We start from the raw sequence: 15215 nt of genomic DNA, 5'->3' as shown, positions 1-15215 counted from the left end.
GGTCGGGCCGACCGTCCGGCCGTCCGGCGCGACGCACGGCTGACCGACTGACCGACCACTGAGCAAACGCCGAGGGGCGGCCCCGCGAACGGGACCGCCCCTCGACTCATGCGACTCGCTTACTGGTTGTACGGACCGTAGTCGTAGTCCTCCAGCGGGACGGCCTGGCCGGAGCCCGTGCCGAACGGCGAGTAGTCGATGTCGTCGTAGCCCACGGCCGAGTACATCGCGGCCTTGGCCTCCTCGGTCGGCTCGACCCGGATGTTGCGGTAGCGGGCCAGACCCGTACCGGCCGGGATGAGCTTACCGATGATGACGTTCTCCTTGAGGCCGATCAGGGAGTCGGACTTGGCGTTGATCGCCGCGTCCGTCAGGACCCTGGTCGTCTCCTGGAAGGACGCCGCCGACAGCCACGACTCGGTCGCCAGCGAGGCCTTGGTGATACCCATCAGCTGCGGACGACCGGAGGCCGGGTGACCGCCCTCCTGGACCACACGACGGTTCTCGGTCTCGAACTTCGAGCGCTCGACCAGCTCGCCGGGCAGCAGCTCGGCGTCGCCGGACTCGATGATCGTCACACGGCGCAGCATCTGCCGGATGATGATCTCGATGTGCTTGTCGTGGATCGACACACCCTGCGAGTTGTAGACCTTCTGGACCTCGCCGACCAGGTGGACCTGGACGGCACGCTGACCCAGGATGCGCAGCACGTCGTGCGGGTTGGTGGCACCCACGGTGAGCTTCTGGCCCACCTCGACGTGCTCGCCCTCGCTGACCAGGAGCCGGGCGCGCTTCGAGATCGGGAACGCCGTCTCGTCGCTGCCGTCGTCCGGGGTGATGACCAGCTTCTTGGTCTTCTCGGTCTCCTCGATCCGCACGCGGCCGGAGGCCTCGGAGATCGGGGCGACACCCTTCGGGGTACGGGCCTCGAAGAGCTCGACGACACGCGGCAGACCCTGGGTGATGTCGTCACCGGCCACACCACCGGTGTGGAAGGTACGCATCGTCAGCTGGGTACCGGGCTCACCGATGGACTGGGCGGCGATGATGCCGACCGCCTCACCGATGTCGACCAGCTTGCCGGTGGCCAGCGAGCGGCCGTAGCACATGGCGCAGGTGCCGACGGCGGACTCACAGGTCAGGACCGAGCGGGTCTTGACCTCGGAGACACCGTGGCGGATCAGCTCGTCGATGAGCACGTCGCCCAGGTCGGTGCCGGCCGGGGCCAGCACCTTGCCGTCCACGACGATGTCCTCGGCGAGGCAGCGCGCGTACACGGACGTCTCGACGTCCTCCGCCTTGAGCAGCGCGCCGTCGGCGCCACGCTCGGCGATCGACAGCCGCAGACCGCGGTCGGTGCCGCAGTCCTCCTCGCGGATGATGACGTCCTGCGAGACGTCGACCAGACGACGGGTCAGGTAACCCGAGTCGGCGGTACGCAGAGCGGTGTCCGCCAGACCCTTACGGGCACCGTGCGTGGAGATGAAGTACTCCAGCACGGACAGACCCTCACGGAACGAGGCCTTGATCGGACGCGGGATCGTCTCGTTCTTGGCGTTCGACACGAGACCACGCATACCGGCGATCTGACGCATCTGCATCATGTTGCCTCGTGCACCCGAGTTCACCATCATGAAGATCGGGTTGGTCTTCGGGAAGTTCTCGTTCATCGCCTCGGCGACCTCGTTGGTCGCCTTGGTCCAGATCGCGATGAGCTCCTGCGTGCGCTCGTCCTTGGTGATCAGACCGCGCTCGTACTGCTTCTGGACCTTCTCGTCCTGCGCCTCGTAGCCCTTGACGATCTCCTTCTTCGCCTCGGGAACGACGACGTCGGAGATGGCCACGGTGACGCCGGAGCGGGTGGCCCAGAAGAAGCCGGACGCCTTCAGGTTGTCGAGCGTCGCCGCCACGATGACCTTCGGGTAGCGCTCGGCCAGGTCGTTGACGATCTGGGAGAGCTGCTTCTTGCCGACCTCGTAGTCGACGAACGGGTAGTCCTCGGGCAGCAGCTCGTTGAAGAGCGCGCGGCCCAGCGTGGTCTTCAGGGTGAAGCTGTCACCCTGCTGCCACTCCGGCTCGCCCTCCTCACGGACCGGCGGCTCCCAGCCACGCGGCGGGATGGTGCCCACCGGGAAGCGGATGTCGACCGGCGCCTGCAGCGAGAGCTCGCCGGCGTCGAACGCCATGATCGCCTCGGCGACCGAGGAGAACAGGCGGTCGGTGCCCTTGATCTCACGGCCCTCGGCGTCCGTGGTGAGGAAGTACAGACCCAGCACCATGTCCTGGGTCGGCATCGTCACCGGACGGCCGTCGGCGGGCTTGAGGATGTTGTTCGAGGACAGCATCAGGATGCGGGCCTCGGCCTGCGCCTCCGCGGACAGCGGCAGGTGCACGGCCATCTGGTCACCGTCGAAGTCCGCGTTGAACGCGGTGCAGACGAGCGGGTGGATCTGGATGGCCTTGCCCTCGACCAGCTGCGGCTCGAAGGCCTGGATGCCGAGGCGGTGCAGGGTGGGCGCACGGTTCAGCAGCACCGGGTGCTCGGCGATGACCTCTTCGAGGACGTCGTACACCACGGTGCGGCCGCGCTCGACCATGCGCTTGGCGCTCTTGATGTTCTGCGCGTGGTTCAGGTCGACCAGACGCTTCATCACGAACGGCTTGAACAGCTCCAGCGCCATCGCCTTCGGCAGACCGCACTGGTGCAGCTTCAGCTGCGGACCGACGACGATCACGGAACGCGCGGAGTAGTCCACACGCTTGCCGAGGAGGTTCTGACGGAAACGACCCTGCTTGCCCTTCAGCATGTCGCTGAGGGACTTGAGCGGGCGGTTGCCGGGACCGGTCACCGGGCGACCACGACGACCGTTGTCGAAGAGGGCGTCCACGGCCTCCTGGAGCATGCGCTTCTCGTTGTTCACGATGATCTCGGGCGCGCCGAGGTCGAGAAGCCGCTTCAGACGGTTGTTCCGGTTGATCACACGGCGGTACAGGTCGTTCAGGTCGGAGGTCGCGAAGCGGCCACCGTCCAGCTGCACCATCGGGCGGAGGTCCGGCGGGATGACCGGCACGCAGTCGAGCACCATGCCCTTGGGGCTGTTGCTGGTCTGCAGGAACGCGGAGACGACCTTCAGGCGCTTGAGCGCACGGGTCTTCTTCTGGCCCTTGCCGGTGCGGATGATCTCGCGGAGGCGCTCGGCCTCCTCGTCGAGGTCGAAGGACTCCAGGCGCTTCTGCAGCGCCGCGGCACCCATCGAACCGTCGAAGTACGTGCCGAAGCGGTCACGCAGCTCGCGGTAGAGCAGCTCGTCGCCCTCCAGGTCCTGGACCTTGAGGTTCTTGAACCGGTTCCACACCTCGTCGAGGCGGTCGATCTCGCGCTGCGCACGGTCGCGCAGCTGCTTCATCTCACGCTCGGCGCCCTCGCGCACCTTGCGGCGCACGTCGGACTTGGCGCCCTCGGCCTCCAGCTCGGCCAGGTCGGTCTCGAGCTTCTTGGCGCGGCCTTCCAGATCGGCGTCGCGGCGCTGCTCGATCTGCTGACGCTCGACGGAGACGTGCGCCTCCAGCGAGGGCAGGTCGCGCGTACGGCGCTCCTCGTCCACGTACGTGATCATGTACGCGGCGAAGTAGATGACCTTCTCCAGGTCCTTCGGGGCGAGGTCGAGCAGGTAGCCCAGCCGCGACGGAACGCCCTTGAAGTACCAGATGTGGGTGACGGGAGCGGCCAGTTCGATGTGGCCCATCCGCTCACGGCGCACCTTGGCGCGCGTGACCTCGACGCCACAGCGCTCGCAGATGATGCCCTTGAAGCGGACGCGCTTGTACTTGCCGCAGTAGCACTCCCAGTCCCGGGTCGGACCGAAGATCTTCTCGCAGAAGAGTCCGTCCTTTTCGGGCTTGAGGGTGCGGTAGTTGATGGTCTCGGGCTTCTTGACCTCGCCGTGGCTCCACTGACGGATGTCGTCAGCGGTGGCCAGACCGATCCGGAGCTCATCGAAGAAGTTGACGTCGAGCACTATGCGTCAATCCCTCTCAGGGTTGTAAGTCTTGGGGTCTGAAACGGGGTCCCGGGGTCGGCGGGCCTTCTATGGGTGTTCAGAAGGCCCGCCGGACTCCGTCAGACCTCTTCGACGCTGCTCGGCTCGCGCCGGGACAGGTCGATGCCGAGCTCCTCCGCTGCGCGGAAGACGTCCTCGTCGGTGTCACGCATCTCGATGGACATGCCGTCGCTGGACAGCACCTCCACGTTGAGGCACAGGGACTGCATCTCCTTGATGAGCACCTTGAAGGACTCGGGGATGCCGGGCTCAGGGATGTTCTCGCCCTTGACGATGGCCTCGTAGACCTTCACGCGGCCGGTGACGTCGTCGGACTTGATGGTCAGCAGCTCCTGGAGGGCGTACGCGGCGCCGTAAGCCTCCAGCGCCCACACCTCCATCTCGCCGAACCGCTGGCCACCGAACTGGGCCTTACCACCCAGCGGCTGCTGGGTGATCATCGAGTACGGACCGGTCGAACGGGCGTGCAGCTTGTCGTCGACCAGGTGGTGGAGCTTCAGGATGTACATGTAGCCGACCGAGATCGGCTCCGGGAACGGCTCGCCCGAGCGGCCGTCGAACAGCGGTGCCTTGCCGCTGGGGAGCACCATGCGCTCGCCGTCGCGGTTCGGGATCGTGTGCTCGAGCAGACCCGCGAGCTCGTCCTCACGCGCACCGTCGAAGACCGGGGTGGCGACGTTGGTGCCGGGCTCGACACTGTCGGCGCCGATGGCCTGCAGACGCTCGGCCCACTCGTCGGCGAGACCGGAGACGTCCCAGCCGCGGCTGGCGAGCCAGCCCAGGTGGATCTCCAGAACCTGTCCCGGGTTCATTCGGGACGGCACACCGAGCGGGTTGAGGATGATGTCGACCGGGGTGCCGTCCTCCAGGAACGGCATGTCCTCGATCGGCAGGATCTTCGAGATGACACCCTTGTTGCCGTGCCGGCCGGCGAGCTTGTCACCGTCGGTGATCTTGCGCTTCTGCGCCACGTACACGCGCACCAGCTGGTTCACACCGGGGGGAAGCTCGTCGCCCTCCTCGCGGTCGAAGACGCGGACGCCGATGACCTTGCCGATCTCGCCGTGCGGGACCTTCAGCGAGGTGTCACGGACCTCACGGGCCTTCTCACCGAAGATCGCGCGCAGCAGGCGCTCCTCCGGCGTCAGCTCGGTCTCACCCTTGGGCGTGACCTTGCCGACGAGGATGTCGCCGGCGACGACCTCGGCACCGATACGGATGATGCCGCGCTCGTCGAGGTCGGCGAGGACCTCCTCGGAGACGTTCGGGATGTCCCGGGTGATCTCCTCGGGGCCGAGCTTGGTGTCACGGGCGTCGACCTCGTGCTCCTCGATGTGGATCGAGGAGAGGACGTCGTCCTGCACGAGGCGCTGCGACAGGATGATCGCGTCCTCGTAGTTGTGACCCTCCCACGGCATGAACGCCACGAGCAGGTTCTTGCCCAGCGCCATCTCGCCGTTCTGGGTGGCCGGACCGTCGGCGAGCACCTGGCCCGTGACGACGCGGTCGCCCTCGTTGACGATGACCTTCTGGTTGACCGAGGTGCCCTGGTTGGACCGGGAGAACTTGGCCAGGCGGTACGTGATGTACGTGCCGTCGTCGTTGGCCGTGGTGATGTAGTCCGCGGAGACCTCCTGGACCACACCGTCCTTCTCGGCCTTGACCACGTCGCCGGCGTCGACGGCGGAGCGGTACTCCATGCCGGTGCCGACGAGCGGGGACTCCGACTGGATCAGCGGCACGGCCTGGCGCATCATGTTCGCGCCCATGAGGGCACGGTTGGCGTCGTCGTGCTCCAGGAAGGGGATCATGGCGGTCGCGACCGACACCATCTGGCGCGGCGAGACGTCCATGTAGTCCACGTCGTCACCGGCGACGTAGTCGACCTCGCCGCCACGACGACGGACCAGCACGCGGTTCTCGACGAACCGCATGTCGTCGTTGAGCGTGGCGTTGGCCTGCGCGATGACGAAGCGGTCCTCCTCGTCGGCCGTCAGGTAGTCGACGTCGTCGGAGACCCGGCCCTCGACGACCTTGCGGTACGGCGTCTCGACGAAACCGAACGCGTTGACCCGGCCGTAGGAGGCGAGCGAGCCGATCAGACCGATGTTCGGGCCTTCGGGCGTCTCGATCGGGCACATGCGGCCGTAGTGCGACGGGTGGACGTCACGGACCTCGAAGCCGGCCCGCTCACGGGACAGACCACCCGGGCCGAGGGCGTTGAGACGACGCTTGTGCGTCAGGCCCGACAGCGGGTTGTTCTGGTCCATGAACTGGGACAGCTGGCTGGTGCCGAAGAACTCCTTGATGGAGGCGACGACCGGCCGGATGTTGATCAGGGTCTGCGGCGTGATCGCCTCGACGTCCTGGGTGGTCATGCGCTCGCGCACGACGCGCTCCATACGGGCGAGACCCGTACGGACCTGGTTCTGGATCAGCTCGCCGACGCTGCGGATGCGGCGGTTGCCGAAGTGGTCGATGTCGTCGGTCTCGACGATGATCGAACGACCGGACTCACCGACCGTCTCGGTCTCACCGGCGTGCAGCTTCACCAGGTACTTGATCGTCGCGATGATGTCCTCGACGGTCAGGACACCCGCTTCCAGCCCGGTGTCCGTACCCAGCTTCTTGTTGACCTTGTAGCGGCCGACCTTGGCGAGGTCGTAGCGCTTGGGGTTGAAGTACAGGTTCTCCAGCAGCGTCTGCGCGGCCTCACGGGTGGGGGGCTCGCCCGGACGCAGCTTGCGGTAGATGTCGAGCAGCGCGTCGTCCTGGCCCTGGGTGTGGTCCTTCTCCAGGGTGGCGCGCATGGACTCGTACTCGCCGAACTCCTCGAGGATCCGCTCGGTGGTCCAGCCGAGCGCCTTCAGGAGGACGGTGACGGACTGCTTGCGCTTGCGGTCGATGCGGACGCCGACCATGTCGCGCTTGTCGATCTCCATCTCCAGCCAGGCACCCCGGGACGGGATGATCTTGGAGGAGAAGATGTCCTTGTCGGACGTCTTGTCGATGGAGGAGTCGAAGTAGACACCCGGCGAACGGACCAGCTGGGACACCACGACACGCTCGGTGCCGTTGATGACGAAGGTGCCCTTGTTGGTCATGAGCGGGAAGTCGCCCATGAAGACCGTCTGGGACTTGATCTCGCCGGTCTCGTTGTTGGTGAACTCGGCGGTGACGAAGAGCGGAGCCGCGTAGGTGAAGTCACGCTCCTTGCACTCGTCGATCGAGTTCTTCGGCGGCTCGAAGCGGTGGTCACGGAACGTCAGCGACATCGACCCGCTGAAGTCCTCGATCGGGGAGATCTCCTCGAAGATCTCCTCGAGCCCGGACTTGGTGGGGACGTCCTGACCGTTCTCCAGTGCCTCCTCGACCCGACTCTGCCAGGCCGTGTTGCCGAGCAGCCAGTCGAAGCTCTCGGTCTGCAGCGCGAGCAGGTTCGGAACCTCGAGAGGCTCCTTGATCTTTGCAAAAGAGATGCGCAGCGGGGCAGTGCTGGCGCCGTTGTTCGTATTCGCGGTCGAGGCGTTGCGCGAGGCGGCCAAGAGGGGGTCCTTCCGAGGGCTCGGACTCACTACGCGCGTACCGGCCCCTCACCGATGCACAGAGACAGACAATCCCAGGTCAGGGACGGTCCGGTCGTCGGTGCTCAAGCGAGGGCATGCCCCTGGTGACGGGCAGGGGACAGCTAACAGGCAGCGCAAAGGGTCAGTGTAGCCACTTGGCACACTGATGTCCAGTGCGGGTTTCGAAGACCCTCGATGCCCTCGTTGTTCTCAACCCCTGCGACAAGGCCACGCCCTCAACGCCACGGTGATACTGCCCTCTTCGTCGTCGATCCATGCCTCGGATTCGGATCCTTGTGACGACGCGTCCTGAGAATTGCGCGCTGCGTGCGGTTCGTCAAGGCCCCCTTGCCCGAGCCGGGGTGCTGCGCTCGTCACGTGCAGCCTGCCACCGGGGGCGCCGAGAGGCACGACGAAGATCACCTTACCCCTCGGGACCACGGGTGCAAGGCAGCCGCCGCCGGGCCCTCGGAACGCCGAAGAGCGACCACCCGGATGGATGATCGCTCTTCGGTGCGTTCGCGTTACAGCCCCAGGGGACTGTTCACGACCCTACGGGGCCGCGGTCCGCGCGCGAGAGTCCGTGCGGGACCCGTGAAGGTCTTACTTGACCTCGACGGAGGCGCCGGCGCCCTTGAGGGCCTCGGCGGCCTTCTCCGCGGCGTCCTTGGCGACCTTCTCGAGGACGGGCTTCGGGGCGCCGTCCACCAGGTCCTTGGCCTCCTTCAGGCCGAGGGAGGTCAGCTCACGCACGACCTTGATGACCTGGATCTTCTTCTCGCCGGCGCCGGTGAGGACGACGTCGAACTCGTCCTGCTCCTCGACGGCCTCGGCGGCAGCGCCGCCACCCTGGCCGGCGACGACGACCGGGGCGGCCGCGGCGGCGGTGACGTCGAACTTGTCCTCGAACGCCTTCACGAACTCGGAGAGCTCGATGAGGGTCATCTCCTCGAACTGCGCGAGCAGGTCTTCCTGAGACAGCTTCGCCATGATGGCGGTCCTTCCACTAATTCGGCTGGTGCCGGATGTACATGTCTGGCGGGCGTACGTCTGGCCCGCTGTGACCGTCGCGTTCAGACCGCGGCGGTCAGTGTGCGAGCCGAGTTACTCGGCACCGCCCTGCTCGGCCTGCTTGGCGCGCAGCGCGTCCACGGTGCGGACGAGCTTCGACGGCAGCGCCTGGAAGACGGAGGCAGCCTGGGACTGCTTCCCCTTGAAGGCACCGGCCAGCTTGCTGAGCAGAACCTCGCGGGACTCGAGGTCCGCAAGCTTCTTGATCTCATCGGCGGACAGCGCCTTACCGTCAAGGACACCGCCCTTGATGATGAGGTTCGGGTTGTCCTTGGCGAAGTCACGAAGACCCTTCGCCGACACCACCGGGTCACCGGTGACGAAGGCGACGGCCGTCGGACCAGCGAAGAGCTGGTCGTCGAGCGTGATCCCGGCCTCGTTGGCCGCAATCTTGGTCAGCGTGTTCTTCACCACGGCGTACTGGGCGTTCTCACCGAGCGAACGACGCAGCGTCTTGAGCTGCGCCACGGTGAGACCGCGGTACTCGGTCAGCACGGCGGCGTTGGAGCTGCGGAACTTGTCCGTCAGCTCGGCAACCGCGGCAGCCTTGTCGGGCCTCGCCATAGAGCCTCGGCCTCCTTCCGGGTGATTCGACCGCGCGGACCCGAAGGAGGACTGGGAAAAACGAAACGCCCCGGCGCAGGCGCACGGGGCGGACTCGACCGGCTGTACATACGTTGGCGTACGTACTCCGGGAGCACTTCCACAGTCACCTGCGCGGGTCGTCCGCTGTTCAGCGGATCCTTCGGCCACCGTGTCCTCGAACGAGCACACGGCAACGACCAGCGGTCTTTGGCTTCGATGGAAGAGTACGGGACCGGATCGCCATGGAGCAAATCCGGTCCCGCAGGAGCTAAACGTCGGATCCGGACTCCGGGGCCTCCAGCCCGCTCAGATCCAGCTCCGGGAAATCCTCGCCGAACGGGTCCTCACCGAAGGCGCCCTCACCGAACGCGTCCTCGTCGAAGGCACCCTCGCCGCTCCCGGCCTCGCCCAGCCCCTTGAACATCTCGAACAGGTCGAAGGTCTCGGAGGCCGGCGGCACCTCCACCTCGGCCTCGGCGCCGTAGTCGGAGAGCTTCATGCTGATCTCGACGTCACCGGCGGGGGACTCCATCGTGACGTCCATCCGCACCGGCAGGTCGTCCTTGTTGACCCAGACCTCGGTGTCATAGCCCTTGATGCCGGACTTCTCGACGTTCTCCAGAAGCTTCTTGCGGTCCCCCGGCTCCAGGACGTCCAGGCTCTTGTTGCTCTCCATCATCTCCTTGACGGTGAGCGTGCCCTTGTAGTGCTCGGTCTCGACGCCGTCGACCTTCTCGCTGCCGACGTGCTTGACGTGGGGCGACTCCAGGAGCATGGCCAACTGCTCGGCCGGGTTCTGGTTCATGTTGTCCAGGCCGGAGGTCATCTGGCGGGTGAGGGCGGGGTCCCCGGCGGCCTCCGCGGCGGCCTTGAGGTCGAGCTTCATCCAGCTCTTGCCGTCCATGTTCTTGACGCCCGAGCCCGCCATGTGCATGTACATTGCGTCGTCACGCCAGAGCATGCGCACCTCTTCGGGCGCGTCCGACTCGGCGGCGAGCATGGGGCCCTTCATCGTCACGTCCATGACGGTCGGGTCCCAGCCCATCACACCGGACATGGTCATCTCGCCGGCATCCATCCCGGCCGGCATGGACATGGTCATCTCGACCTTGGCGGACTTGGCCTCGGCGGTCTTCTCGTAGGCCACCGTCAGGACCTGCTGGACGCTCCGTGAGCCGGACGCGCCGTCCCCCGTGCCGGCGCCGCAGCCGACGGCACCGCCGGCCAGCGTCAAGGCCGCGAGCGCGGCGAGTCCGGTTCCGGTGCGCGTACGCGCGGAAAGCTTCATCGATTCCCCCACGGAAAGTCTGTGAGCACCCTCTGGGTCACATGTGCGACCTGTGGATCACCTGTGTGAGCCGCGAGCCTATCCCAGGGGTCCGACAGGGCCCCGGGGATTTGCCGGTGCCCCGACGGCGCGACGACAGTCCCGTTCGCCGGGTCCGGGTACGCGAACGGGCCCCGCACCTGCGAGAGGTGCGGGGCCCGTGTCCGACTTCAGCGAGCCGTCAGGCTCAGACCGCGGCCGGGTCCTCCTCGACGAGGAGGTTGCGGGTGCGGTTCGGGTCGAGAGGAATGCCGGGGCCCATCGTGGTGGCGATGGCGGCCTTCTTGATGTAGCGACCCTTGGCGGCGGACGGCTTCAGACGGAGGATCTCCTCCAGGGCCGCGCCGTAGTTCTCCACCAGCTGGGTGTCGTCGAAGGACGACTTGCCGATGATGAAGTGCAGGTTCGAGTGCTTGTCGACGCGGAACTCGATCTTGCCGCCCTTGATCTCGGTCACGGCCTTGGCCACGTCCGGGGTCACGGTGCCGGTCTTCGGGTTCGGCATCAGACCACGCGGGCCGAGGACGCGGCCCAGACGGCCGACCTTGCCCATGAGGTCCGGGGTGGCGACGACGGCGTCGAAGTCCAGACGGCCCTTCGCCACCTCGTCGATCAGCTCGTCGGCGCCGACGATGTCGGCGCCCGCGGCACGCGCGGCCTCGGCACGGTCGCCGGTCGCGAAGACCAGGACCCGGGCGGTCTTACCGGTGCCGTGCGGAAGGTTCACGGTGCCACGGACCATCTGGTCGGCCTTGCGCGGGTCGACACCCAGACGGAAGGCGACCTCGACGGTGCCGTCGAACTTGGTCGTGGAGGTCTCCTTGGCGAGACGGACGGCCTCGAGCGGGGCGTAGAGCTTGTCCCGGTCGATCTTGGCGTCCGCAGCGCGGAGAGACTTGCTGCGCTTGCTCACTACTGCTCCTGGGTTTCTAAGGAGTTGTGGTCCAGGCCGAGCAGGCCCTTCCACTACTGCTCTGGGAGGTTGGGGCTCAGCCCTCGACCGTGACGCCCATGGAACGCGCGGTACCGGCGATGATCTTCGCGGCGGCGTCCAGGTCGTTGGCGTTGAGGTCGGGCATCTTGGTGGTGGCGATCTCGCGGACCTGCGCCTCGGTGATCTTGGCGACCTTGGTCTTGTGCGGCTCGCCGGAGCCCTTCTCGATACCCGCGGCCTTGAGGATCATCTTGGCGGCCGGCGGGGTCTTGGTCACGAAGGTGAAGGAGCGGTCCTCGTAGACCGTGATCTCCACCGGGATGACCCAGCCACGCTGCGACTCGGTCGCGGCGTTGTAGGCCTTGCAGAACTCCATGATGTTGACGCCGTGCTGACCCAGCGCGGGGCCGACCGGCGGAGCCGGGTTGGCGGCACCGGCCTGGATCTGGAGCTTGATGAGCCCCGTGACCTTCTTCTTCTTGGGAGGCATAGCTCTCCGGGTCCTTTCGATTCGGGTCTACCCCCCGCCGAGTCGCGTCTCGGCGGAAGGCATACCGCACAACGATAACGGGTATAGATGCGCGGCTAAAAACCGTGCAGGTCAGACAGGCTGCGAGAGCCCATCTGACCTGCGCGGAAGCGATATGTGCAGAGGGTCAGTTCTTCTGGATCTGGTCGAACGAGAGCTCGACCGGCGTCTCCCGGCCGAAGATCTCCACCAGGCCCTTGACCTTCTTGGAGTCGGGGTTGATCTCGTTGATCGTCGCCTGCAGCGTGGCGAACGGACCGTCGGTGACGGTGACCGAGTCGCCCACCTCGAAGTCCAGCACCTGGACCTCGACCTTGCGCTGCGGCGCCGGCCTGCCCTCGGCCTCGGCGGCCTCGCGGGCGGCCTTCTCCTCCGCCTCCGGGGCGAGCATCTTGACGATCTCGTCCAGGGTCAGCGGGTAGGGGTCGTAGGCGTTGCCCACGAAGCCGGTGACACCGGGGGTGTTGCGGACGACGCCCCAGGACTCGTTCGTCAGGTCCATGCGGACCAGGACGTAGCCCGGGAGCTTGTTCTGCTTGATGGTCTTGCGGTCGCCGTTCTTGATCTGGACGACCTCTTCCTGCGGCACCTCGGCCTGGAAGATGTAGTCCTCGACGTTCAGCGAGACGGCGCGCTGCTCGAGGTTGGTCTTCACGCGGTTCTCGTAACCGGCGTAGGTGTGGATCACGTACCACTCGCCGGGCAGGGTCCGCAGTTCCTCACGGAGCTTCTGGACGGGGTCGAGGTCGGACTCGGGCTCCGCCTCCTCGGCGGGCTCGGCCTCGGCCTCGGCCTCGGACTCGTTGTCGTCCTCGGACTCATCCTCGGCGTCGTCCTCGGACTCCTCGGCGAGCTCGTCCTCCACGTGCACGGCGGCTTCCTCGGCGGGCTCACCCTCGGCGGCGTCGGCAGCCTCGGCCTGGTCCAGGTCCTCGTCCGCACCCTCGACGATGTCGAGCTCGTCTTCCACGGACTCGACCGGCTCGATGGCGTCGTCGTTCACGTTCGGGTCAGACACGGTGGCTGCTTCTTCCTGGATACAGAGGGGTGGAACACGCGAAAGGGGCGCCGGGTTCCGGCGCCCTTCGCTCTTGGCTCAGCCGAAGACGTACTTGGCCGCGTGGTCGAGCCCGTAGTCGATGACGGTGACCAGTCCGATCATGACGACCACGAAGATGATCACGACGGTCGTGTAGCGCGACAGCTGCGTGCGAGTCGGCCAGACGACCTTGCGGAGTTCGGCGATGATCTGCCGATAGAAGAGGGCGAGCCGCTTCAGCGGGCCCTTCTTGGCGCGCTTGCCACCCTTGCGGGTCTTCTTCTCCGGTGCCTCGTCCTCGGCATCAGGCGTGTCGATGGAGCCCACGGCGTCCGTCATTCGTCCTCACCTGATCCCGGGTCGTGGCCGTGCCGCGCCCGGTCCGAGCTGCACGGCGATGCAAAGGTGTATGTACCTGCGCACACATCCTGGCGGTGTGTGTAGCAGGGCCGGAGGGACTTGAACCCCCAACCGCCGGTTTTGGAGACCGGTGCTCTACCAATTGAGCTACGACCCTTCGTGTGTCCCCCAACGTACCGCATCCGACCGGGTGCTCGGTGTGCACCGGTCGAGTGCTGACTCGCTGGAGGCCAACGAGGAGTGAGTGTACGTGCTCCTGGGCCGGGCGTCGAACAGAAATGGCCTGTGCGCCCCGCGCTCGCGGCAGACCCGTCACCATCCGGCCTGCGGACCGGCCGAAGATCGCCGGGACACCGGAGATATCCGGACTGTTGTTCAACGGTCCGGCCGGGCTGCCCAGTCCGTGAAACCCGTGTGCCGGGCGGGTTTCCGGTCTGAAACGATGGACTCATGAGCGCTGCAACCCCACCCACCGAGCGTCGGGTCTCGGCCCGCATCGGCGCGATCTCCGAGTCAGCCACCCTCGCCGTGGACGCCAAGGCCAAGGCCCTGAAGGCCGCCGGGCGTCCGGTGATCGGATTCGGCGCCGGCGAGCCCGACTTCCCGACCCCCGACTACATCGTCGAGGCCGCGATCGAGGCCTGCAAGAACCCCAAGTTCCACCGCTACACGCCGGCCGGCGGCCTGCCAGAGCTGAAGGCCGCGATCGCCGCGAAGACGCTGCGTGACTCCGGCTACGAGGTCGACGCCTCCCAGGTCCTGGTCACCAACGGCGGCAAGCAGGCCATCTACGAGGCGTTCGCCGCGATCCTCGACCCGGGCGACGAGGTCATCGTCCCGGCGCCGTACTGGACGACGTACCCCGAGTCGATCCGGCTGGCCGGCGGCGTTCCGGTCGACGTCGTCGCCGACGAGACGACCGGCTACCGGGTGAGCGTGGAGCAACTGGAGGCCGCCCGCACGGAGCGGACGAAGGTCGTCCTGTTCGTCTCCCCGTCCAACCCGACCGGCGCGGTCTACTCCGAGGCCGAGACGGAGGCCATCGGCCGCTGGGCCGTCGAGCACGGCCTGTGGGTGCTCACCGACGAGATCTACGAGCACCTGGTCTACGGCGGCGCCTCGGCCGTGTCACTGCCGGCCGTCGTGCCCGAGCTGCGCGACAAGTGCGTCGTGGTCAACGGAGTCGCGAAGACGTACGCCATGACCGGCTGGCGGGTGGGCTGGGTCATCGGCCCGAAGGACGTCGTCAAGGCCGCGACGAACCTTCAGTCGCACGCCACCTCGAACGTGTCGAACGTCGCCCAGGCCGCCGCCCTCGCTGCCGTCTCCGGCGACCTCGTCGCCGTCGAGGAGATGCGCGAGGCCTTCGACCGCCGCCGCCGCACGGTCGTCCGGATGCTCAACGACATCGAGGGCGTGCTCTGCCCGGAGCCCGAGGGCGCGTTCTACGCGTACCCGTCGGTGAAGGCCCTGATCGGCAAGGAGATCCGCGGCAAGCGCCCGAAGGACACGGTCGAGCTGGCCGCGCTGATCCTGGACGAGGCCGAGGTCGCGGTCGTCCCGGGTGAGGCTTTCGGCACGCCGGGCTACCTGCGGCTGTCCTACGCCCTGGGTGACGAGGACCTCGTCGAGGGCGTGAGCCGGATCCAGAAGCTGCTGGCGGAGGCGCGCGACTGACGTTCTACGACGTCCTCGCGGCGCACGCGCGCGTGACGGGCCGTTTCCCCCGGGGGGAGACGGCCC

General features: G+C 66.9%; 10 protein-coding genes and 1 tRNA gene. 1 reads left to right on the top strand and 10 read right to left on the bottom strand.

Annotated elements, in window-relative coordinates; translation table 11 throughout:
• Positions 1–119: 119 nt before the first annotated feature.
• The 10 genes from ACWCPM_RS26450 to ACWCPM_RS26405 all read right to left on the bottom strand — a co-directional run bounded on the left by ACWCPM_RS26450 (position 120) and on the right by ACWCPM_RS26405 (position 13629).
• The gene (locus tag ACWCPM_RS26450) at positions 120–4019 is read right to left on the bottom strand and encodes a DNA-directed RNA polymerase subunit beta' (RefSeq protein ID WP_450978759.1); all 3900 of its coding nucleotides are present in this window, start codon (positions 4017–4019) and stop codon (positions 120–122) included.
• A 101-nt stretch (positions 4020–4120) separates the two neighbouring features.
• The gene (gene rpoB, locus ACWCPM_RS26445; protein ID WP_450978758.1) at positions 4121–7606 is read right to left on the bottom strand and encodes a DNA-directed RNA polymerase subunit beta; all 3486 of its coding nucleotides are present in this window, start codon (positions 7604–7606) and stop codon (positions 4121–4123) included.
• 624 nt (positions 7607–8230) lie between these two features.
• Positions 8231–8617, bottom strand: coding sequence for a 50S ribosomal protein L7/L12 (rplL, locus tag ACWCPM_RS26440; RefSeq protein ID WP_450978757.1), 387 nt, complete (start codon positions 8615–8617; stop codon positions 8231–8233).
• Between the two features lie 114 nt (positions 8618–8731).
• Entirely contained in the window at positions 8732–9262 is a 531-nt protein-coding gene (rplJ, locus tag ACWCPM_RS26435; RefSeq protein WP_450978756.1) for a 50S ribosomal protein L10, read from the bottom strand.
• Between the two features lie 289 nt (positions 9263–9551).
• Positions 9552–10571 (bottom strand): hypothetical protein, encoded by a 1020-nt coding sequence (locus ACWCPM_RS26430; protein WP_450978755.1) that lies wholly within the window; start codon positions 10569–10571, stop codon positions 9552–9554.
• A 226-nt stretch (positions 10572–10797) separates the two neighbouring features.
• Positions 10798–11523 (bottom strand): 50S ribosomal protein L1, encoded by a 726-nt coding sequence (gene rplA / locus ACWCPM_RS26425; protein WP_450978754.1) that lies wholly within the window; start codon positions 11521–11523, stop codon positions 10798–10800.
• A 76-nt stretch (positions 11524–11599) separates the two neighbouring features.
• Complete coding sequence (rplK, locus tag ACWCPM_RS26420; RefSeq protein ID WP_033528316.1) at positions 11600–12034, bottom strand: 50S ribosomal protein L11; 435 nt, start codon at positions 12032–12034, stop codon at positions 11600–11602.
• A 166-nt stretch (positions 12035–12200) separates the two neighbouring features.
• Positions 12201–13091, bottom strand: coding sequence for a transcription termination/antitermination protein NusG (nusG, locus tag ACWCPM_RS26415; protein WP_450978753.1), 891 nt, complete (start codon positions 13089–13091; stop codon positions 12201–12203).
• Between the two features lie 78 nt (positions 13092–13169).
• Positions 13170–13451: a preprotein translocase subunit SecE gene (secE, locus tag ACWCPM_RS26410; protein ID WP_450978752.1), complete on the bottom strand. Its 282-nt coding sequence runs from the start codon at positions 13449–13451 to the stop codon at positions 13170–13172.
• Between the two features lie 105 nt (positions 13452–13556).
• Positions 13557–13629 (bottom strand) — tRNA-Trp (locus tag ACWCPM_RS26405).
• A gap of 293 nt (positions 13630–13922) precedes the next feature.
• On the opposite strand from ACWCPM_RS26405, the gene ACWCPM_RS26400 reads away from it, so the two are divergent.
• Positions 13923–15149 carry a pyridoxal phosphate-dependent aminotransferase gene (locus tag ACWCPM_RS26400; protein ID WP_450978751.1) on the top strand — a complete coding sequence of 409 codons (1227 nt, stop codon included), beginning with the start codon at positions 13923–13925 and terminating at the stop codon, positions 15147–15149.
• The last annotated feature ends 66 nt before the right edge of the window (positions 15150–15215 follow it).

The organism is Streptomyces sp. NPDC002309 (genome assembly GCF_053593375.1).
Note: the sequence above shows the minus strand (reverse complement) of the source record. Positions and strands in the feature narration are given on the sequence as shown.

Coding starts and splice junctions, on each gene's coding strand:
- rplL (WP_450978757.1), bottom strand. CDS start 8,617: ATGGCGAAGCTGTCTCAGGAAGACCTGCTCGCGCAGTTCGAGGAGATG.
- rplJ (WP_450978756.1), bottom strand. CDS start 9,262: ATGGCGAGGCCCGACAAGGCTGCCGCGGTTGCCGAGCTGACGGACAAG.
- ACWCPM_RS26430 (WP_450978755.1), bottom strand. CDS start 10,571: ATGAAGCTTTCCGCGCGTACGCGCACCGGAACCGGACTCGCCGCGCTC.
- rplK (WP_033528316.1), bottom strand. CDS start 12,034: ATGCCTCCCAAGAAGAAGAAGGTCACGGGGCTCATCAAGCTCCAGATC.
- secE (WP_450978752.1), bottom strand. CDS start 13,451: ATGACGGACGCCGTGGGCTCCATCGACACGCCTGATGCCGAGGACGAG.
- ACWCPM_RS26400 (WP_450978751.1), top strand. CDS start 13,923: ATGAGCGCTGCAACCCCACCCACCGAGCGTCGGGTCTCGGCCCGCATC.